This window comes from Streptosporangium sp. NPDC049248 (assembly GCF_040678965.1).
Classification (GTDB): Bacteria; Actinomycetota; Actinomycetes; order Streptosporangiales; family Streptosporangiaceae; genus Streptosporangium; species Streptosporangium fukuiense.
Window position 1 is genome coordinate 73885 of the sequence record NZ_JBFAQY010000009.1, and the last position, 20411, is coordinate 94295.

Below are 20411 nucleotides of genomic sequence, written 5' to 3' on the forward strand. Positions count from 1 at the left end.
TCCCTCAACAGAGGGAGCATTCTGATGGGGTTTCTGAGGATTCGTACTACCGTTGACGAGCGGCCGGGGCGTCTCGCCTCGCTGGCCGCCGCGCTCGCCGCCAAGGGCGGCAACATCCTGGGCCTGAGCGTCCAGACCGACGCGGACGGCACGGTCGACGAGTTCGTCACGGACATCCCCGCCGGTGCCGAGGCGGTGCGCGAGGCTCTGGAGGCGGCCGGCGGACGCGAGGTCCTGGTCGTCCCCGCCACCGCGCACGAGTTGACGGACGAGCCCACCCGCGTGCTCCTGCTCGCCTCCCGGCTGCGCACCACCCCCTGGCGGCTGCCCGAGCTGCTCGGGGAGTTGCTGCGCGCCGACGACTCCCGCTGGGTCTATGGTGCCGAGATGAGCGACCTCCCGGACCCCACGCTGCTCACCGTGCCCGTGGCCCCGCGCCGCGCGATCAGGGTGCGCCGGGCCGAGCTGCCCTTCACCCTGACCGAGGCCGCCCGCGCGGCCTCCTTCGTGCGGCTGGCGCAGCCCCCCGCCGAGCAGTCCGGCACCGACCGCGACATCACGCTCTCCGACGGCGTCGAGGTCCAGGTCCGCCCGCTCACCCGGCTCTACCGCGAGGCCGTACGCGACCTGCACGACCGCTGCTCACCCGAGGCCCGCAGGTTCCGCTACTTCACCGCGATGCCCGTGCTGCCGCCGAAGGTCTTCGACCGGCTCTGCGACCGCACGAAGGGCTACTCCATCGTCGCCGGGTACGACGGCCAGGTCGTCGGCCTCGCCAACCTGATGTTCACCCCCGATCCGGGCATCGCCGAGATGGCCTTCCTGGTCGAGGACCGCTGGCAGGGCAGGGGATTGGGCGCCGCACTGGCCCAGATGCTCGTCGGCCAGGCCCGGGACCTGGGCTTCGCCGAGGTCAGGGCCACCCTGCTCGCCGACAACGTGCGGATGCGCAGGCTCCTGGTCTCGCTTGGCGCGACCCTGAGCCAGACCGAGGACCCCGGCGTGGTGGAAGCCAGGCTGGCCGTGGGAGTGATGGCGACGGCATCCCCGAGTTGAACCCATCATTCGGCCTCCCCGTTTCGGGATCGCTCAGGGGTCCCGAAACGGGGAGGGCCCACTCCTGTGCTGATCCGGGTGTTCCCCCGGGTCCTCAGGGAGCCTGCTCCTTCGGGGGGCCCGACTCTCCGGGTGCGTCGGCGCCTTCGATGGCGTCCAGCCTGCGCTCGATCCGGTCCAGGCTCTCCTGGATGCGCTCCAGTCTGGCCGAGAGCGACGCGCCCATCACCGGAAAGCCCTCCTCGGCGGTCACCGCGCGGTCGGGGCCGCGCCGCCCGAGCAACGTGATCACCTGGGCGCGTACGGCGTCCAGGCGCGCCCCCCGCCCGGCCAGCACCCGGGCGGCCACGCCCTCGCTCTCGCGGATCAGACCGAGCAGGATGTGCTCGGTGCCGATGTAGGTGTGGTGCAGGCCGAGCGCCTCCCGCAGCGACAGTTCGAGCACCTTCTTGGCGTGCGGAGTGAAGGGGATGTGGCTGCCGGGGGTCTCGTCACCCCTGCCGATGATCTCCTCCACGTCGTTCCTGACCTGCTCGCCGTCGATGTCCAGGGCCCGCAGGGCGCGGCCGGCGACGCCGTCCCGCTCAAGGACCAGGCCGAGCAGGATGTGCTCGGTGCCGATGTGGTCGTGGCCGAGCCTGCGGGCCTCCTCCTGGGCCAGGACCACGACGCGGCGGGCACGGTCGGTGAAGCGCTCGAACACTGTGAGCCTCCGTGAGGGGTGTCGAGGTGCTTGCCCCCACTATGCGCCAGACGTCCGGTGCGCGGGAGGAAAAGCTCCGGCGAAATTCTCGCGCTGTCCGACATTCGCCGTTTTAATCGTACATTTTAGTGTTAGATTTGCTGGAAATGGCTTTCGTGCCGGGGGAGGGGATGCGTAGGGTCCTCCGCATGACGATCGACGCGTTCATCGACGCCCTCCCCAAGGTCGAACTCCACGTCCACCTGATCGGCTCCGCCTCGCCCGCCACCGTGCTGGAACTCGCCCGCCGCCACCCCGGCGGGGGCGTTCCCACCGGCGAGGAGGAACTGCGCGCGTTCTACCGGTTCCGCGACTTCCCGCACTTCGCCGAGATCTACCAGGCGATCAACGCCCTGGTCCGCGAGCCCGAGGACGTGGCGACCCTGGTGCTCGGCCTGGCCGCGGACCTGGCCCGGCAGAACGGGCGCTACGTCGAGCTGACCGTCACCCCGTACGCGCACCACATCATGGGCATGCCGATGCGGGAGGTCACCGAGGCACTCGACCTGGCCTCCCGGCGCGCCCACGAGGAGCACGGCGTGCGGATGGCGTACATCTTCGACATTCCCGGCGAGTACGGCGTCGAGGCGGCCCGGGTCACCCTGGACCACGCGCTCGAAGAACCTCCCCGGGCGCTGGTAGGTTTCGGGCTGGCCGGGATCGAGCAGGAGCGTCCGAAATATCGCGACGCCTTCCGGGACGCCTTTCGCGCGGCCACCGCCGCCGGGCTGCGCAGCCTGCCGCACGCGGGCGAGATGAGCGGCCCGGAGACCATCTGGGAGGTCCTCGACCACCTGGGCGCCGAGCGGATCGGCCACGGCATCGCCTGCGTGCAGGACCCCCGCCTGATCGCCCACCTGCGCGAGACGCAGATCCCGCTGGAGGTCTGCCCCACCTCCAACGTCTGCACCGGCCAGATCGCCCGCATCGAGGAGCACCCGCTGCCCCGCATGATCAAGGAGGGCCTGTTCGTCACCCTCAACAGCGACGACCCGCCCATGTTCGCCACCACCCTGAGCGACGAGTACCGCGTCGCCGCCGAACATCTGGGCCTGGACCGTGCCACCCTCACCACCCTGGCCCGCAACGCCGTCGAGGCCTCCTCCATGGACCCGGCGGGCAAGAAGGAGATCCTCGACGAGATCGACGCCCTCACCACCCAGCCCTCCGGGACGGCGCCCTGACAGCTCATGACGACCGTCTCGACTCGCGATAGGCGCGCCGTCGCAGCGCGGCCTCACGGAGCACGGGTGCCTCGTCCGGCCCGTCGAGCGAGGCGACCACGGCGGTCGACACGGGCCGGACCGAGGTGAAAGCGGGGACCGGGATCAGGGGGAGGAGATCCGGCCCAGGGAGGAGGGGATCTTGGAGGCGGCGGCCCGGTCCAAAAGGAAGAGGGTCCGCCGGCTACCCCGGGCACCGGCCGCGGGGACCTGCATCGTTCCCGAGTCCGACAGTGCCAGCCGTACCGCTCTCGCCTTCTCCTCACCGGCGGCGATCACCCACACCTCGCGGGAGCCCTGGATGACCGGCATCGTCAGCGAGACGCGGGTGGGCGGCGGCTTGGGCGAGCCGTGCACCGCCACCACCGGACGGGTGTCGTACAGGGCGGGCAGGCCGGGAAAGAGCGAGGCCACATGGCCGTCCGGGCCCATGCCGAGCATCATGAGGTCGAACGACGGCGCCGGGCCGTGGTCCTCGGGGCGCGAGGCCCGGCGGAGCTCCTCCGCGTAGGCGTCGGCCGACTCCTCGGCGGTCATGCCCGAGTCGGGGCCGCGCATCACGTGCACCCGCTCGGGGTCGAGGTCTATGTGGTCCAGCAGGGCCTTGCGGGCGCCGGTCTCGTTGCGCTCGGGGTCACCGGCCGGCAGGAAACGCTCGTCGCCCCACCAGATGTCCACCTTGCGCCAGTCGACGGCGTCCCTGGCCGGGGAGGCGGCGATCTCGGCGAGGGTGGCCAGGCCGACGGTGCCGCCGGTCAGGACCAGCTGGGCCGATCCCTTGGCCGCCTGGGCGTCGAGGGCACGGATGATCACCCGGGCGGCGACGGCCTTGGCGAGCACGTCGGCGTCGCGATGGATGATCACAGTGGGAACGCTCACGAACTTCTCTTTCGAAGAAAGGCACCCCGCGGCAGGCCGCGGGGCGCTTACGGCTCAGGACTTGCGGGCCCGGGCGAGCCGCTGGATCGCGGCCGCGTAGATCTCGTCGGGATCCAGCCGCCGCAGCTCCTCGGCGAGCAGGTCCGACGTCGGGCGCCGGGCCAGCGCGACCCGGCGGTCCGGCTGGCCGGGACGAGAGAGCATGGCCAGGCGCCCGTCGCCCCGGGTGATGGTGATGTCGCCGTCGCCCGAGACCAGCTTGACGGAGGTCAGGCCGGGACCGGGGGAGTCGGATACCTTCACCGGCGCGCCGAGGCGCTCACCGAGCCAGGCCGCCAGCAGCAGGGCGCTGGCATGGCCGGGCACGGCCTCCACGGTGCCCCGCTTGATCTTGGCCACCGGCTGGTCGAACGCGGCGGCCAGCAGGCTCCGCCACGTCGTCAGCCGGGTCCAGGCCAGGTCGGTGTCGCCGGGCACGTACCCGCGGGCCCGGCCGGCGATCGCCTTGACCGAGTCGGGTGCGGAACGCGCGTCGACGATGCGGCGCTGGGCCAGCATGCCGATCGGATCCGCGGCCGGGACCTCGGGGCAGTCGCTGGGCCACCAGGCGACCACCGGGGTGTCGGTGAGCAGCAGCGGGCTGACCACCGAGTCGGCGTGCCTGGTCAGCTCCCCGTACAGACGGAGCAGTATCACCTCGCCCGGGGTCGACTCGCCGAACCGGATCTCGGCGTCGAGCCGGTTGGGCTCGTTCGGGTCGCGAGGGATGACGACCAGTATCCGGGAGGGGTGCTCCCTGGCCGCCTCGGTCGCCGCCCGGACCGCGTCGTACTGGTCGCTCTCGCCGCAGACCACCACCAGGGTCAGCACCATGCCGACCGCCGGCGTGCCCATCTGGTGGCGCAGGTGGGTGAGCTGGGAGGAGATCTTCGAGGCGGTCGTGCCGCTGAGCATGAAGCTGGTCATCTACAGCCGCCTCCAGACGCGTCCGTCGCGGGCCATCATCTCGTCGGCCGAGGCCGGTCCCCAGGTACCCGAGGGATACTCCTCCGGCGGGCCCTGGGTGCTCCAGAAGTCCTCGATCGGGTCGAGGATCTTCCAGGACAGCTCGACCTCGCGCTGGTGCGGGAAGAGCGGAGGGTCGCCGATCAGCACGTCGAGCAGCAGCCGCTCGTAGGCCTCGGGGGAGGACTCCATGAACGACTCGCCGTAGGCGAAGTCCATCGAGACGTCCCTGACCTCCATGGCGGTGCCCGGTACCTTGGAACCGAACCGCACCGTGATGCCCTCGTCCGGCTGCACCCGGATGACCAGGGCGTTCTGCCCGAGAATCTCGGTGTCGTCCTTGCTGAACGGAAGGTGCGGCGCGCGCTGGAACACCACGGCCACCTCGGTGACCCGGCGGCTGAGCCTCTTGCCGGTGCGCAGGTAGAACGGCACCCCCGCCCAACGCCGGTTGGCGATCTCCAGTTTGATGGCGGCGTAGGTCTCGGTGATCGAGTCGGGTGGGATGCCCTCCTCCTGCGTGTAGCCGATGACCGGCTCGCCGCCCTGCCAACCGGCCCCGTAACGGCCGCGCGCGGTGGTCAGCGACAGGTCCGACGGCAGCCGCACCGCCTTGAGGACCTTCTCCTTCTCCCTGCGCAGCGAGTCGGCTCCGAACGACGTCGGATCCTCCATGCCGACCAGGGCCAGCAGCTGCAGCAGGTGGTTCTGGATCACGTCGCGCGCCGCGCCGATGCCGTCGTAGTAGCCGGCCCGGCCGCCGATGCCGATGTCCTCGGCCATCGTGATCTGCACGTGGTCGACATAACCCCGGTTCCAGATCGGCTCGAACAGGTTGTTGGCGAACCGCAGCGCCAGGATGTTCTGGACGGTCTCCTTGCCCAGGTAGTGGTCTATGCGGAACACCGAGCTCTCCGGGAAGACCGCGCTGGTGATCGCGTTGAGCTCCTGGGCGCTCCGCAGGTCGTGCCCGAACGGCTTCTCGATCACCACCCGGCGCCAGGAGTCCCCGGGACCGTCCGCCAGGTCGGTCCGCTTCAGCTGCTGGACCACCACGGGGAAGAACTTCGGCGGCACCGACAGGTAGAAGCCGTAGTTGCCGCCGGTGCCCCGGGTCTCGTCGATCTCCTTGAGCATCATCGCCAGCGCGTCGAAGGCGCCGTCGTCGGTGAACTCGCCGCGGCAGAAGAAGATGCCCTCCGACAGCTGCTTCCAGACCTCCTCGCGGAACGGCGTGCGCGCGTGTTCCTTGACGGCGTCGTGGGTCAGCTGCGCGAAGTCCTGGTCCTCCCAGTCCCGGCGGGCGAAGCCGACCAGGGAGAAGCCCGGGGGCAGCAGCCCCCGGTTCGCCAGGTCGTAGATCGCCGGGAGCAGCTTCTTGCGTGCCAGGTCGCCGGTCACGCCGAACAGCACCAGCACGCACGGCCCCGCCACGCGCGGCAGGCGCTTGTCGCGCGGGTCGCGCAGCGGGTTGGACTCGATCAGGGCCTCGGTGATGCCGGCGGTCGAGGCGGCGGTGGCCGTGGTGACCGCTCCCTCGTGCGCGGTGCCCGTGGTGGTGAGCTCCTCGGCCCGAGGCCGGTCGGCCTGGGGCTGGGAGTTCTCCTTGCTCATTCGAACCTCCGGCGACCCATCAGACCTCCCGTGAGGCGGCGAGCAGGTGCGCGACACCGGCGGCGCGGTCGGTCAGGTGCAGTCGCACGGCGGGGCGGCCCCGGCTGGCCAGGGCGCCCAGGTCGCCCAGCGCCTGGGCGAGCTGGAGGCGGCCCAGGGTGTAAGGCTTGCCGGGAACCTCCAGGTCGTTCTCGACGGCCCCGGTGATCTGCAGGAACACCCCGTTCTGCGGGCCGCCCTTGTGGTACTGGCCGGTGGAGTGCAGGAAGCGGGGTCCCCACCCGAAGGTGACCGGCCGCTCGGTGCGGACCGCGAGCATCCCGCGGAGCGTGGCCGGGTCGGCCGCGCTCCACACGTCCGTCATCTCCTCGAACGAGGCGCCCTCGGGGTACGGGGCGTCGAAGGCCGCCTCCCTGTCGAGGTAGGCCATCACCGCGAGGTAGCCGTCGGAGGGGATCGCCTCCAGCAGCCCGGTGAGCACGTCGGACAGGTTCTTGGGGGCCTCCATGCCCGGCGGCAGCTCGCCGTGGACCTCCACCGGGCCGTCGACGAGGATCGGGGTGCCGACCGGCAGCTCGCTCCGGTCGAGCAGCTTGGCGGTGTTCTCCTTGGACTCGGCCACGTTCGGCTGGTTGAACGGGTCGATGCCCAGGACGCGCCCGGCGACGGCCGTGGCGTACTCCCAGACGAGGAACTGCGCGCCCAGCGGGCCGGCGACGGTCACCACACCGTCGGTGTCGATCCCGGCGAGCAGCTCGTCGTCGGCGTCGCCGGGGTCGGCGCCCACGACGGGCAGGATGCCCCTGCCGGACTTGCCGGTGGACTCGGCGATCAGCTGCTCGATCCAGTCGGGCAGGCCGCTGATCTCCGAAAGGCCGTCCTCGATCACGAGCTTGTCGCGCCCGGCCACCGCGGCGGCTCCCAGGGCGGCGCCCAGGTCGAGGCCGGGGTTGCCCTCCGAGCGCGACAGCAGCGGCAGCACCTCGGCGGCGTCGTCGAGCAGCCGCTCGACGTCGGCGCCCGCCAGCGCGCTGGGCACCAGCCCGAACGCCGTCAGGGCGCTGTAGCGGCCGCCCACGTTGGGGTCGGCCAGAACCACCCGGTAGCCCGCCTCGCGGGCGCTGAGCTCCAGCGGCGAGCCCGGGTCGGTGATGACGACGATCCTTCTCGCCGGGTCGATCCCGGCGTCTCGGAAGGCCTTCTCGTAGATCCGCCGGTGGCTGTCGGTCTCGACGGTGCCGCCGCTCTTGCTGGCGACGACCAGCAGCGTGCTCTCCAGCCGGTCCTCCAGCGCGCGGCGCACCTGGCCGGGGTCGGTGGTGTCGAGCACGGTCAGCGGTACGTCGGCGGAGCCGGTGATGACCTCGGGAGCGAGGGAGGAGCCGCCCATGCCCGCCAGGACCACGTGGTCCAGGCCCTCGGCACGGGCCCACTCCACCAGCTCGCCGATCTCACCGAGCAGCGGCCTGCTCGTCAGCGGGAGGTTGAGCCAGCCGAGCCGGACGGCCGCCTCGGGCGCGGCCTCCGGGCCCCACAGCGTGGGGTCGCCGGCGGCCAGGGACTGGGGGACCCCCTCGGAGACGAGCCGGCCGGCCGTCTCCGAGGCCTGTTCGGTGAGGTCGTCCTCACCGAACGTCACGGACACTGACATGTGTTCCCTCATGCCTTCTTCAGCTCGGCGGCGACGGTCGCCAGCAGCTCGGTCCAGGAGGCCTCGAACTTGTCCACGCCGTCCTCTTCCAGGAACCTCACGACGTCGTCGTAGTCGATGCCGATCTCCTTGAGCGCGGCCATGGTGTTCCAGGCCTCCTCGTAGGAGGGACGGACCGTGTCACCGGTGATCCTGCCATGGTCGGCCGTCGCCTCGAGGGTCTTCTCCGGCATCGTGTTGACGATGCCGGAGGTGACCAGCCCGTCGACGTAGAGGGTGTCCGGGTAGTCGGGGTTCTTGGTGCCGGTGGAGGCCCACAGGGGGCGCTGCGGCCGGGCTCCGGCCAGGGCCAGCGCCTGCCAGCGCGGGGAGTCGACGACCTCCTCGAAGGCGGCGAAGGCCAGCCGGGCGTTGGCGAGCGCGGCCTTGCCCTTCAGCGCCAGGGCCTCGGGGGTGCCGATCTTGTCCAGGCGCTTGTCGATCTCGCCGTCCAGCCGGCTGACGAAGAACGAGGCCACCGACTCGATGCCCGACAGGTCGAGGCCCTTGGCCTTGGCCTGCTCAAGGCCGCTCAGCCAGGCGTTCATCACGGCGCGGTAGCGCTCCAGGGAGAAGATCAGCGTGACGTTGACGCTGATGCCCTCGGAGATCGCCCGGGTGATCGCGGGCAGGCCCTCGACGGTGGCCGGGATCTTGATGAACAGGTTGGGCCGGTCGACCAGCCACCACAGCGCGCGCGCCTCGGCGACGGTCTTCTCCGTCTCCCGGGCCAGGCGCGGGTCGACCTCGATCGACACCCGGCCGTCCACGGTGCCGGTGGCGTCGTAGACGGGGCGCAGCACGTCGGCGGCCCAGCGGATGTCGTAGGTGGTGATGGAGCGCACCGCCTCCTCGACGTCGACGCCGCGGATCTTCAGGTCGTGCAGCTGGGTGTCGTAGGCGTCGCCCTTGCTCAGCGCGGAGGCGAAGATCGTCGGGTTGGAGGTGACGCCGACCACCTGCCGGTCGCGGATCAGCGACTGGAGATTGCCGGTGCGCAGGCGCTCGCGGCTGATGTCGTCCAGCCAGATGGAGACGCCCTGCGCGGAGAGTTTCCTCAGGATCTCACTCATGATCAGTTTCCCGTCGTCTCGCCCTTGTCGGCTCCGGTCTTGGCGAGGCTCGCCTTGGCTGCGGCGACCACGCGCTCGGCGGTCAGGCCGAACTGCTCGTAGAGGGTCTTGTAGGGGGCCGAGGCACCGAAGTGCTCCAGGCTGACCACTTCCCCCTCATCTCCCACGAACTCCCGCCAGCCCAGCGAGATTCCCGCCTCCACCGCCACGCGCGCGCGGACCGAGGAGGGCAGCACCGTCTGCCGGTAGGCCGTGTCCTGGGCGTGGAACCACTCCACACACGGCATCGACACGACCCGGGTGGCGATGCCCTCCGCCTCCAGGATCTCGCGGGCCTCGACGGCCAGCTCGACCTCGGAGCCGGTGCCGATCAGGACCACCGCGGGCTGCCCGTTGGAGGCCTCCCGCAGGATGTAGCCGCCGCGGGCGACCTTCGTCGCGTCGCGGGTGCCCTCGTAGACCGGCAGGTTCTGGCGGGTCAGCGCCAGCGCGGCCGGGCGGTCGTTGTGCTCGAGCACGACCTGCCAGGCGGCGGCGGTCTCGTTGGCGTCGGCGGGGCGGACCACGTCGAGGCCGGGGATGGCGCGCAGCGCCCACAGGTGCTCGACGGGCTGGTGCGTCGGGCCGTCCTCGCCCAGGCCGATGGAGTCGTGCGTCCACACGTAGGTGACCGGTAGCTTCATCAGCGCCGCCAGCCGCACGGCCGGGCGCATGTAGTCGCTGAAGACCAGGAACGTGCCGCCGTAGGGGCGGGTGCCGTTGTGCAGCGCGATGCCGTTGAGGATCGCCCCCATGCCGTGCTCGCGGATGCCGAAGTGCAGCGTGCGGCCGTAGGGGTTGCCGGGGAAGTCCCTGGTCTGGAACTCCTCGGGGATGAAGGACGGCTCGCCCTTCATCGTGGTGTTGTTGGACTCGGCCAGGTCGGCCGAGCCGCCCCACAGCTCGGGCAGCACCGGCGCGAGGCTGTTGAGCACCTCGCCGGAGGCCTTGCGGGTGGCGACGGAGGAGCCGACCTCGAAGACCGGCAGTGCCTCGCTCCAGCCGGCGGGGAGCTGCCGCACGGAGATGCGGTCGAACTCGGCGGCGCGCTCGGGGTTGGCCTCGCGCCAGCTCTGGTAGAGCTTGTCCCACTCGGTCCGCGCGGCGCGGCCGCGCTCGACGACCCCGCGGGCGTGCTCCAGGACCTCGGCGGGAACGTCGAAGCTCTTGGCCTCGTCAAGGCCCAGGACCTTCTTGGTGGCGGCGACCTCGTCGGCGCCCAGCGCCGAGCCGTGGATCTTGCCGGTGTTCTTCTTGTTGGGGGCGGGCCAGCCGATGATCGTGCGCAGCCGGATGAACGACGGCCTGCCGGTCTCGGCGCGGGCGGCCTCCAGCGCCTGGTGCAGCGCCTCGACGTCCTCGACGTAGTCGCCGGTCTGCGTCCAGTCGACGGTCTGGGTGTGCCAGCCGTACGCCTCGTAGCGCTTGACCACGTCCTCGCTCAGCGCGATCTGGGTGTCGTCCTCGATCGAGATGTGGTTGCTGTCGAAGACGACGGTCAGGTTGCCCAGCCTCTGGTGGCCCGCGAGGGCGCTGACCTCGTGGCTGATGCCCTCCTCGATGTCCCCCTCGGAGGCGATGCACCAGATGTGGTGGTCGAACGGGCTCGCGCCCCGCGCCGCGTCCGGGTCGAACAGGCCGCGCTCGCGGCGGGCGGCCATGGCCATGCCGACCGCGTTGCCCAGCCCCTGACCCAGCGGCCCCGTGGTGGTCTCGACGCCGACGGTGTGGCCGTGCTCGGGGTGGCCGGGGGTCAGGCTCTCCCACTGGCGCAGAGCCTTGAGGTCGTCCAGGCTCAGGCCGTAGCCCGACAGGTAGAGCTGGATGTAGAGGGTCAGGCTGGTGTGGCCGGCCGAAAGGACGAACCGGTCACGGCCCACCCAGGAGGGGTCTGACGGATCATGCCGCATCACCTGCTGGAACAGCAGGTACGCGGCGGGCGCCAGGCTCATCGCGGTGCCCGGGTGGCCCGAGCCCGCCTTCTCTACCGCATCCATGGCCAGGGCCCGCACGACATCGACCGCGCGGCGGTCCAGGTCGCTCCATTCAAGGGCTGGCACGAGTTCGCTGCTCAACTGCTCGGTCTCCGGATCTAATAGTGTGATGGTGGCGCCGGTCTGGTATTTCCCGCCCACATTGGACCCTAACGGTTTCGGCCGCGTTAGCTGAGTACGGGCCAGCGCTTCGAGCTTCGCGGTGGGGAAGGTTTGCGAGAAAGTGCCTGCCAGGGCGCAAGCGTGCCTTGCCCTTCCGTGTTTCGCTGTCGATCAGGGCGAAATCCAGTACAGTGCTCGGGTCGCCGCCGGGCGGGCGGAGACGTTGAACGCCTGCGGAGCTGAGAGAAGACCTGAACTCATCCAGGCGCTCGGCTGTGAAACAGGAACCCACCGAGATGTCGCGCAGGCGGCATGGCAGGGATCTTCGGCGTTCCTGCCGGAGAGGACGTCAACGTGGCGTAGGTCGGTCCGGGGCGGTTCCGTCGGATCGGCGATCGGCGCGTTTTCCCGGCACGGCGGGTGTCGCCTCGCGCCGCTTCCGCACCCCGTGCCGGGACCGGCCTCCCCTGCAACTACAGTGAGTCCTCAAGGCTGGCTGGTGCCCGCATTCACGGATCCGCTCTAATCAGAGGTTACGCGTTGACCCCGCACGTGCTGGAAGCGCCTTAGATGGTGCTCACCGACAAGCAATCGACGGTCCTGCCCGAGGCGGACACGACCGCAGGCGTCGTGCCTCGCTCCTTCGGCGACGTCGTGAAGGCCTATGTCGCCCTCACGAAGCCGCGGATCATCGAGCTGCTGCTGATCACGACGCTGCCGGTGATGTTCCTGGCGGCCAAGGGCCTGCCACCGCTGTGGATCGCCGTCAACACCCTGGTGTTCGGCACCCTGTCGGCGGGCAGTGCGAACGCCCTGAACTGCTACATCGACCGTGACATCGACGCGGCCATGCGCCGCACCCGGCGTCGCCCGCTCGCCCGCGACATGGTGCCGCCGACCAACGCGCTGATCTTCGGGGTCATTCTCGGGGCGCTGTCGACCCTCGGCCTCGGGCTGACCGTGAACTGGCTCGCCGCCGGACTGTCGCTGGCCGCGAACCTTTTCTACGTGCTCGTCTACTCGATGATCCTCAAGCGGCGGACCCCGCAGAACGTGGTGTGGGGGGGTATCGCGGGCTGCATGCCGGTGCTGATCGGCTGGGCCGGCGTCACCGGCAGCCTCGACTGGGCCCCCGTGGTGCTCTTCGGCGTGGTGTTCTTCTGGACGCCTCCGCACACCTGGACCCTCGCCATGCGCTACAAGGAGGACTACGCCGCGGCGAAGGTCCCCATGCTCCCGGTGGTCGCCACCGAGCGCCGGGTGGTGCTGGAGAGCATCGTCTACACCTGGGCGACGGTGCTCTGCTCGCTGCTGCTGTGGCCGGTGGCCGGGACCACCCTGCTCTACCCCGTCGTGGCCGCCGTCCTCGGTGCCGCCTGCCTGTGGGAGGTCCACCGCCTCCTCGGCCGGGTCAACGCGGGCAAGACCGGGGTCGATCTGCGCCCGATGCGCTTCTTCCACTGGTCCAACGCCTACCTGGCGCTGCTCTTCCTCGCCGTCGCCATCGACTCGATGTTCGTCTGAGCCCTCTCACAGGTACGCTCTCCTGCCACATGCCCGTTTCCGCGTCTCGTTCGAGGGGGAGACGTCTCCCGGGTGGGGAACACGTTTTCTTGGCCGGCCCGGGTCGGGCCTGGTCGTGGGGAGGGCAGCTCATGGTCGTCGGAAAACCTCGGGAGCCGGATCAGCGCTCCGGCCCCGGGATCGTTCCAGCGTTCGGTCTGGTCTCCGTATCCGGGGGGCGGGGCGCCGGCCGTCAGGCGCCGGCCGTGGACCTTCGCGCTGGGATATGCCGGTTTGATTCGTGGGGTGGAAGTCAACGGTTACGGTTACCTCATGGCCAGCCGTGACCCCCGGTGGGTGCTCAGGGACCGCCCGTCGCTCGCGCTGATCACCGGACTCGTCCTGACGGGACTGTGCGGCCTGGTGTCGCTCTCCTTCGACGTGCTGAACGGCGACCCCGTCTACTTCTTCATCGCCCTGATCCTCGCGCTGGCGCCCGTTCCCGTGCTGCTGGCCGCGGTGCTGGCGCTCGACCGGATCGAGCCCGAGCCGCGAGGCAACCTGATCTTCGCGTTCGCCTGGGGGGCGGGCGTGGCGGTCCTGGTCGCCGGGATCGTCAACTCCCTCGGCCTGGTCTACATCGAGAACGCCGCCGGGCTCGGCTACGACTACGCGCGCAACATCGCCGCCACGTTCGGCGCCCCGGTGGTCGAGGAGACGATGAAGGGCCTGGTGCTGCTGGGCCTGCTCAGGTTCAGGCGCGCGGAGCTCGACGGGCCGACCGACGGCATCATCTACGCCAGCATGGTCGGCCTCGGCTTCGCCATGAGCGAGAACGTCAGCTACTACGTGGCCGCGCTCGACGACATGGGCGCGCAGGGCCTGGCGGTGACCGTCGTGCTGCGCGGCGTCCTCTCGCCGTTCGCCCACCCGCTGTTCACCTCCATGATCGGTGTCGCGGTGGCCTACGCGGCGCAGCGCCGGGGGCCCGGCCGGATCTTCGTCATCGCCGCCGGGTGGATCGGCGCGATGCTGCTGCACGGCATCTGGAATGGCTTCGCCTCCTACGTCGGCTTCGCCGGCCTGGCCATCGCCTACCTGTTGCTGATGATCGTGCTGTTCGTGCTGATCTGGATCATCTTCCGCGACCGCAAGCGGATCATCGGGCTCATCCAGACCTACCTGCCCGCCTACTGGGCGACGGGGCTGGTCTCCTCGTACGACGTCGCGATGCTCTCCTCCCTGCCGGGGCGCCGCCACGCCAGGCAGTGGGCCAGGGACAACGGCGGCAGGACGGGCCTGCGGGCGATGAGCGACTACCAGCTCGCGGCCACCGAGCTGGGCCTGCTCCACGAGCGGGCCAGGGGGCACGTGATCGACGAGCGTACGTTCAACGAGGAGCAGCGGGCGCTGCTGGAGTGCATGGCCGCCTCCCGCGCCCAGTTTCCCCCGCAGCCGCCGCCACCGCCGCAGCCCCCCGGCGGCGGCAACGTCCCGCCGGGGTACGGGCCCGGGGCCCGGCCGTCTGGCGGCTCGCCGTATCCGTGGGGCGGTGCCCCCGGAACCCCGGGGCACCCCGGGGCCGCCCAGGGGCGTCCGTCCCCCGGGCGTGGCGCTCACCCCGACTGAAGCGCGGCCTCCAGGGAGGTCTCGCGCGGCCCGGGGAAGACGGGAGCGGAGTCGAGGACCACGGCGTCGAGGAGGCCCTTGGCGGCGGCGGCGAACTCGCGGGCCGCGTAGGCGTAGGTGGAGGCCCACCGCCGGGAGGAGTCGTCGCCCACGCCGAAGGTCTCCAGACCCGCCGTACGGCACAGGGTGACGGCCCTGGGCAGGTGGAAGAGCTGGGTGACCACGGTGAGGCGGGTGGCGCCGAACACGGCGCGGGCGCGCACGCACGAGTCCCAGGTGTCGAAACCGGCGTAGTCGAGGACGAGCGCCCTGGCCGGTATCCCACGGGCGAGCAGGTAGTCGCGCATCACGGTCGGCTCGTCGTACTCGATCCGCCCGTTGTCGCCCGACAGCAGGATCGCCCTGACCTTGCCGGCCCGGTACAGCTCGGCGGAGATGTCCAGCCGTCTGGCCAGCATCGGGGAAGGGGTGCCCCCGAAGGCGGCCGCCCCCAGCACCAGCGCCACCGGCGCCTCGGGAACCCCGGCCATCCAGCCGGGTGAGGAGTCCGCGACCACCCGGTGTCCGGAGCTGGCCAGCCAGGCCCAGGTCAGCGGTGCGACGGCCAGGACGCTCAGCAGCACCGCGCCCTGGTAGGAGAGCCGGAAGAACCTTCGCGACAGCGGCATCCGGCCATTGTCGCGGTCAGGTGCCGGCCGAGTCGAACGCGGCCGTCGCGGGCTTTTCCGGCGGGAGCGGGGCCGGCGGTCAGGCCGGGACCCGGTCGAGTTCGTCCGCGCTCTCGGCGGCCGTCGCGCCCACCGGGCCGCACGAGCGCATCGTGAACACCACCCGCAGCGCGCAGACCCAGACCAGGGCCGAGCCGAGCACGTGGAGGTTGACCAGGGCCGCGGGCACGCCCAGGAAGTACTGGACGTATCCGATTCCGCCCTGGGCCGCCTCCACGCCGAGCAGCGTCCAGGCGGCCCGCCGGGCGTGCCCGGGCGCGTCGGTGATGTGCAGTGCGAACGCCAGCGCGAAGGTGAGGCCGACCACCACGTAGGCGACGTCGGCGTGGATCCTCGCCACGGTCTCGATGTCGAAGTCGAACCGGGAGGCCATCGCGTCCCCGGAGTGCGGCCCGGTGCCGGTCACCACCACGCCCACGACGAGCAGGACGAACACGGCGGCGACGAGCGCGAAACCGAGTGTGCGGATGTGCCGGTTGACCAGGAGGCGCGGCGGGCCCGCGCCCTCGCCGGCCCGGGCGTACAGCGCGTACGCCGCGGCGATCATGCCGATGGAGACCAGGAAGTGCACGCTCACGGTGACCGGGTTGAGCGCGCTGCGCACGACCAGGCCGCCCCAGAGTCCCTGCACGGCCACGCCGATCGGCTGCAGCCAGGCCAGCCTGACCAGATCGGGGCGGCGGGGCAGCAGCCGCAGGGCGGCGAGCAGGCAGGCCAGGCCGACGGCCAGCACCAGGAAGGTCAGCAGCCGGTTGCCGAACTCGATCGCCATGTTGATCGGCGAGATGTCGTCGTGGGCCACCGGGATGAAGCTGTCCGGCGTACACCTGGGCCAGGTGGGGCAGCCCAGGCCGGAGCCGGTGACCCGCACCGCGGCACCCGTCACCGTGATCCCGACGTTGACCGCCACCGACGCCAGCGCCCAGCGGCGCAGGGTGCGGAAGGTCGGCGGCCCCACGATCCAGGTCAGTTTCGCGGTCTGCAGACGGGTCTGGTCAAGGAGGTGCTTCACGGCTCACATGCTAGGCGGCGAGGGGGGCGGTCCCGCCGCGGACCCCTGGCGCCGGGGCCGGTGCGGAGGCTTTCGCCCCGGTCGTTTCGCGTCTCCCCGGCGTCTCGGGCAGGGGGCCGCCGCCGGCTGCCGGTGTGGGACATCTCACCTCGGACGGCGTGCCCCACGGGTCCACGGGTAGGGGTGGGCTGAGCCGGTTGCCGGCCCGGGACGTCCGGTCCGATGCATTGATCCATAAAAAGGTATGTGACATATTACTGACGAGCCCGGGAGCGAGGTGAGTCATGCCGGACGTCGTGGTCGTCGGCGCCGGGGTCGTCGGCGCCGCCTGCGCCTACTACGCCGCCCGCGCGGGACTGGACGTGGTGGTCGTCGACCGGGGGGCGGTGGCGGGCGGTACGACGGGCGCGGGCGAGGGCAACGTGCTGGTCTCCGACAAGGGACCGGGCCCCGAACTCGACCTGGCGCTGCTCTCCAACCGGCTCTGGCGTGACCTGGCCGCCGTCGGGCCCGCCGACGGGCCCGACGGTGGGCCCGACGGTGGGTTCGAGTTCGAGGCCAAGGGCGGCCTGGTGGTCGCCGAGACGGACGAGGTGCTTGAGGCGCTCACCGGCCTGGCGGGCGAGCAGGGCGTCGAGTGCGTCGCCGTCGCCGCAGGGGAGCTCGGTGACTACGAGCCCCACCTGGCGAAAGGGCTCGCCGGCGGCGTGTTCTACCCGCACGACGCCCAGGTGCAGCCGATGCTGGCGGCGGCCAGGCTCATCCGGCGGGGCGCGGAACGGTTCGGGCACGGCGCCCTGATGCTGCGAACCGGGGTCACGGTGACCGGCTTCCTGCGCGACGGCGACCGGGTCACCGGTGTCACCACCTCCTGCGGCGACATTCTCGCCGGAGCCGTCGTCAACGCCGCGGGCACCTGGGGCGGCGAGATCGCCGCGCTGGCCGGGGTGCGCGTGCCCATCCTGCCCAGGCGCGGTTTCATCCTGGTCACCGAGCCGCTCGCCGGGCCGCTCATCAGGCACAAGGTCTACACCGCCGGCTACGTCACCGCGGTGGCCAGCGACTCGGAGGGGCTGGAGACGTCCGCCGTCGTGGAGAGCACCCCGTCGGGGCCGGTGCTCATCGGCGCCAGCCGCGAGCGGGTCGGCTTCGACCGTACGATCTCCGTTCCGGTGCTCGAACGCCTCGCCCGCCAGGCCGTCGAGCTGTTCCCCGCCCTGGCGGCGTACCGGGTGATCCGGGCCTACTGCGGTTTCCGTCCCTACTGCCCCGACCACCTGCCGGTGATCGGCGAGGATCCCCGGGTCCCAGGGCTCTACCACGCCTGCGGCCACGAGGGTGCGGGCATCGGCCTGGCCCCGGCCACCGGCCACCTGATCGCCCGGCTGCTGGCCGGCCTCGACCCCGACCTGGACCTCGCCCCCTTCAGACCGGACCGTTTCCCGCAGGAGGCGCCATGACGCCAGGTGTCCGATGAGCGGGCCGTACCGCCTGGTGCGGGCACGGCCCGAGCCGGAGTTCGAGATCAGTGTGGACGGCGCTCCCGTCGCGGTGGTCCCCGGCCAGAGTGTCGGCGCCGCCATGCACGGTGCGGGCATCCGATCGTGGCGCACCACCAGGTTCGGCGGGCGCCCACGAGGGTTGTTCTGCGGCATCGGGGTCTGCTTCGACTGTCTGGTCACGGTGAACGGGGTCCCCTCCCTGCGGGCCTGCCTGACCGAGGCCCGCCCGGGAGACCTGGTCACCACCGGAGACGCTCCGGCGCGGGACGTTCCCGGTTCCGGAGGGGAGCGGTGAGCGGCCGATGACACGGATCCACGACCTGGCCGTCGTCGGCGCGGGTCCCGCCGGGGTCGCGGGCGCGCTCACCGCCGCCCTGGCCGGGCTGGACGTCGTGCTGGTCGACGGGTCCGGGCGACCGGGCGGCCAGTACTTCCGGCATCCCGCCGAGGGGTTCCACGCCGCCAGGCCCGGCGCGCTCCACCACGGCCTCGACCGGTTCACCCGCCAGTGGGAGACGCTCCGCGAGCGCGCCGAGGTGCTGCTGAGCACGCGGGTCTGGGCCGTCGAGCGCGCGGACGGGGTGATCACCGTGCGCTGCCTGGAGGGAGACCGCGAGGAACGGCCCCGTACGGTGACCGCGCGCGGGCTGCTGGTCGCCACCGGCGCCCACGACAGGCCGCTGCCGTTCCCCGGCTGGGACCTGCCGGGCGTGCTCACCGCGGGTGGTGCGCAGGCACTGCTCAAGGGTGATCTGGTCCTCGCGGGCCGCAGGGTCGTGGTCGCGGGCACCGGGCCCTTCCTGCTTCCGGTCGCCGCGGGCCTGGCGGACGCGGGGGCCCGGGTGCTCGGCGTGCACGAGGCCAACCGCAGGTTCGGGCTCGCCAGGCATCCGCTGCTCGCCGCCGGTCGGGCGGCGGAGGCCCTCGGGTACGTGGCGCGTCTGGCCCGCCACCGGGTGCCCTACCGCGGCCGCGAGGCGGTGATCGCCGCGCACGGTGAGACCGCGCTGACCCACGTCACCGTGGCGAGCCTGGACCCCGCCTGGCGGCCGCTCTCGACGAGAACCGTCGAGTGCGACACCCTCGCCTGCGGCTACGGTTTCGTCCCCCAGCTCGACCTGCCCCTCCAGCTGGACTGCGCCACCCGCCGCGACCCCGACGGTGGTCCCGACGGTGGCCCGGTCGTCGCGGTGGACGCGGGCATGCGCACCAGCGTGCCCGGCGTCTACGCGGCGGGGGAGGCCACCGGTGTCGGCGGGGCCGCGCTCGCCGAGGTGGAGGGCCGGATCGCGGGCCGGGCCGCGGCCGCCGACCTGGGCCGCCCCACGCCGCCCGACCCCGCCCTGTCCCGGCGCAGGGACCGGCTCGCCGCCTTCGCGCGAGCGCTGCAGGGCGCCTACCCGCTACGGCCGGGCTGGCAGGACTGGCTCCGCGACGACACGCTGGTGTGCCGCTGCGAGGAGGTGCCCCTGTCGGCGATACGCGAGGCCCAGGCGATGGGCGCGGTCGACGCGCGCTCGGTCAAGCTGCTGGCGCGCCCGGGGATGGGGTGGTGCCAGGGCCGGATGTGCGGCCACGCGGTCGCCTGCCTCGTCGGTGAGGATCCGGCGCCGCCCCGGCGCCCGATCGCCCAGCCCGTCAGGCTCGGCGACCTCGCCGCGCGGACCCCGACCTTCCCGGACGGGCCGAAGCCCTCCGGCTCCGTACCCCCTCGAAAGGATGAAGCATGGCGACCCGGGTGAAACCCTGGCACGGCGTGACGGTGGCCACCGCGCTGCCCCTGCGCGCGGACCTCTCGGTCGATCTGGACGGCTACGCCGAGCACTGCCGGTGGCTGGTCGCCTCCGGCTGTGACGGCGTGGTGCCGAACGGGTCGCTGGGGGAGTACCAGACGCTGGACTCCCGGGAGCGGGCCTCGGTGGTGGAGACCGCGGTCGCGGCCGTCGGCGGCGACCGCGTCATGCCGGGCGTCGCGGCCTACGGCGCCCTGGAAGCCCGCCGCTGGGCCGAGCAGGCCGGTGAGGCCGGGTGCCGCGCGGTGATGCTGCTCCCGCCGAACGCCTACCGCGCCGATGACAGGACGGTGCTGGAGCACTACCGCGAGGTGGCCAGGGCCGGTCTGCCGGTGGTGGCCTACAACAACCCCTTCGACACCCGGGTCGACCTCACCCCACGCCTGCTGGCCGCCCTGCACTCCGAGGGCCTGATCGCGGGCGTCAAGGAGTTCAGCGGCGACGTCCGCCGGATCTACGAGATCGCCGAGCTGGCCCCGGGGCTGGACGTGCTGGCCGGAGCCGACGACGTGCTGCTCGAACTGGTCACCGCCGGAGCGGTCGGCTGGGTGGCCGGTTTCCCCAACGCGCTGCCCGCCTCGACGGTCGCCCTCTACCGGGCGGCCGCCGCCGGGGACACGGCCACCGCGCTGCCGCTCTACCGCGCGCTGCACCCGCTGCTCCGCTGGGACTCCAAACCGGTGTTCGTACAGGCCATCAAGCTCTCCATGGACCTGGCCGGACGCCACGGCGGCCCGTGCCGCCCGCCCAGGCTCGGGCTCCTCGGCGAGCAGGAGGCCGCGGTCCGCGCGGCCACCGAGAAGGCCCTGGCCGAGGGCCTGCGGTAG

General features: G+C 71.9%; 16 protein-coding genes and 1 pseudogene. 8 read left to right on the top strand and 9 right to left on the bottom strand.

Features of this window, described 5'->3' with window-relative positions; all coding sequences use genetic code 11:
* Positions 1 to 24: 24 nt before the first annotated feature.
* Positions 25 to 1056, top strand: coding sequence for a GNAT family N-acetyltransferase (locus tag AB0K21_RS18585; protein ID WP_343973714.1), 1032 nt, complete (start codon positions 25 to 27; stop codon positions 1054 to 1056).
* Positions 1057 to 1321: 265 nt separating this feature from the next.
* On the opposite strand, the pseudogene AB0K21_RS18590 reads toward AB0K21_RS18585, so the two are convergent.
* A pseudogene (locus tag AB0K21_RS18590) lies at positions 1322 to 1759 on the bottom strand (Clp protease N-terminal domain-containing protein); the annotation flags it as partial.
* Positions 1760 to 1947: 188 nt separating this feature from the next.
* Between AB0K21_RS18590 and add the strand changes: the two are divergent.
* The gene (gene add, locus AB0K21_RS18595) at positions 1948 to 2982 is read left to right on the top strand and encodes an adenosine deaminase (protein WP_343973717.1); all 1035 of its coding nucleotides are present in this window, start codon (positions 1948 to 1950) and stop codon (positions 2980 to 2982) included.
* A gap of 144 nt (positions 2983 to 3126) precedes the next feature.
* On the opposite strand, the gene pgl is transcribed toward add, so the two are convergent.
* From pgl to tkt, 6 genes are read right to left on the bottom strand one after another with little or no spacing between them, the layout of a single operon-like run.
* The gene (pgl, locus tag AB0K21_RS18600) at positions 3127 to 3900 is read right to left on the bottom strand and encodes a 6-phosphogluconolactonase (RefSeq protein ID WP_343973720.1); all 774 of its coding nucleotides are present in this window, start codon (positions 3898 to 3900) and stop codon (positions 3127 to 3129) included.
* 54 nt (positions 3901 to 3954) lie between these two features.
* Positions 3955 to 4866, bottom strand: coding sequence for a glucose-6-phosphate dehydrogenase assembly protein OpcA (locus AB0K21_RS18605; RefSeq protein WP_343973723.1), 912 nt, complete (start codon positions 4864 to 4866; stop codon positions 3955 to 3957).
* Complete coding sequence (gene zwf, locus AB0K21_RS18610) at positions 4867 to 6519, bottom strand: glucose-6-phosphate dehydrogenase (RefSeq protein ID WP_343973726.1); 1653 nt, start codon at positions 6517 to 6519, stop codon at positions 4867 to 4869. It abuts the gene before it with no gap.
* Between the two features lie 19 nt (positions 6520 to 6538).
* Positions 6539 to 8170 carry a glucose-6-phosphate isomerase gene (locus tag AB0K21_RS18615; RefSeq protein ID WP_364151356.1) on the bottom strand — a complete coding sequence of 544 codons (1632 nt, stop codon included), beginning with the start codon at positions 8168 to 8170 and terminating at the stop codon, positions 6539 to 6541.
* A gap of 8 nt (positions 8171 to 8178) precedes the next feature.
* Positions 8179 to 9282: a transaldolase gene (tal, locus tag AB0K21_RS18620; protein ID WP_343973729.1), complete on the bottom strand. Its 1104-nt coding sequence runs from the start codon at positions 9280 to 9282 to the stop codon at positions 8179 to 8181.
* A gap of 2 nt (positions 9283 to 9284) precedes the next feature.
* The gene (gene tkt, locus AB0K21_RS18625; protein ID WP_364151360.1) at positions 9285 to 11381 is read right to left on the bottom strand and encodes a transketolase; all 2097 of its coding nucleotides are present in this window, start codon (positions 11379 to 11381) and stop codon (positions 9285 to 9287) included.
* 606 nt (positions 11382 to 11987) lie between these two features.
* Here tkt and AB0K21_RS18630 point away from each other — a divergent pair.
* Both AB0K21_RS18630 and AB0K21_RS18635 read left to right on the top strand, forming a co-directional pair.
* Complete coding sequence (locus tag AB0K21_RS18630; RefSeq protein ID WP_343973735.1) at positions 11988 to 12941, top strand: heme o synthase; 954 nt, start codon at positions 11988 to 11990, stop codon at positions 12939 to 12941.
* A 312-nt stretch (positions 12942 to 13253) separates the two neighbouring features.
* Complete coding sequence (locus tag AB0K21_RS18635; protein WP_343973738.1) at positions 13254 to 14549, top strand: PrsW family intramembrane metalloprotease; 1296 nt, start codon at positions 13254 to 13256, stop codon at positions 14547 to 14549.
* On the opposite strand, the gene AB0K21_RS18640 is transcribed toward AB0K21_RS18635, so the two are convergent.
* Positions 14537 to 15217 (bottom strand): ElyC/SanA/YdcF family protein, encoded by a 681-nt coding sequence (locus AB0K21_RS18640; RefSeq protein WP_343973741.1) that lies wholly within the window; start codon positions 15215 to 15217, stop codon positions 14537 to 14539. The genes AB0K21_RS18635 and AB0K21_RS18640 overlap by 13 nt on opposite strands.
* A 79-nt stretch (positions 15218 to 15296) precedes the next feature.
* Entirely contained in the window at positions 15297 to 16289 is a 993-nt protein-coding gene (locus AB0K21_RS18645) for a COX15/CtaA family protein (RefSeq protein ID WP_364151365.1), read from the bottom strand.
* A gap of 284 nt (positions 16290 to 16573) precedes the next feature.
* Between AB0K21_RS18645 and AB0K21_RS18650 the strand changes: the two genes are divergently transcribed.
* The 4 genes from AB0K21_RS18650 to AB0K21_RS18665 are packed head-to-tail and all read left to right on the top strand — an operon-like array spanning position 16574 to position 20411.
* Positions 16574 to 17749, top strand: a complete 1176-nt coding sequence (locus AB0K21_RS18650; RefSeq protein ID WP_364151368.1) for an FAD-dependent oxidoreductase — start codon at positions 16574 to 16576, stop codon at positions 17747 to 17749.
* Positions 17750 to 17762: 13 nt separating this feature from the next.
* Positions 17763 to 18086: a (2Fe-2S)-binding protein gene (locus AB0K21_RS18655; protein ID WP_364151371.1), complete on the top strand. Its 324-nt coding sequence runs from the start codon at positions 17763 to 17765 to the stop codon at positions 18084 to 18086.
* Between the two features lie 7 nt (positions 18087 to 18093).
* Complete coding sequence (locus AB0K21_RS18660; RefSeq protein WP_364151374.1) at positions 18094 to 19533, top strand: FAD/NAD(P)-binding oxidoreductase; 1440 nt, start codon at positions 18094 to 18096, stop codon at positions 19531 to 19533.
* Positions 19518 to 20411 carry a dihydrodipicolinate synthase family protein gene (locus AB0K21_RS18665; RefSeq protein WP_364151377.1) on the top strand — a complete coding sequence of 298 codons (894 nt, stop codon included), beginning with the start codon at positions 19518 to 19520 and terminating at the stop codon, positions 20409 to 20411. Before AB0K21_RS18660 ends, AB0K21_RS18665 begins: the two co-directional genes overlap by 16 nt.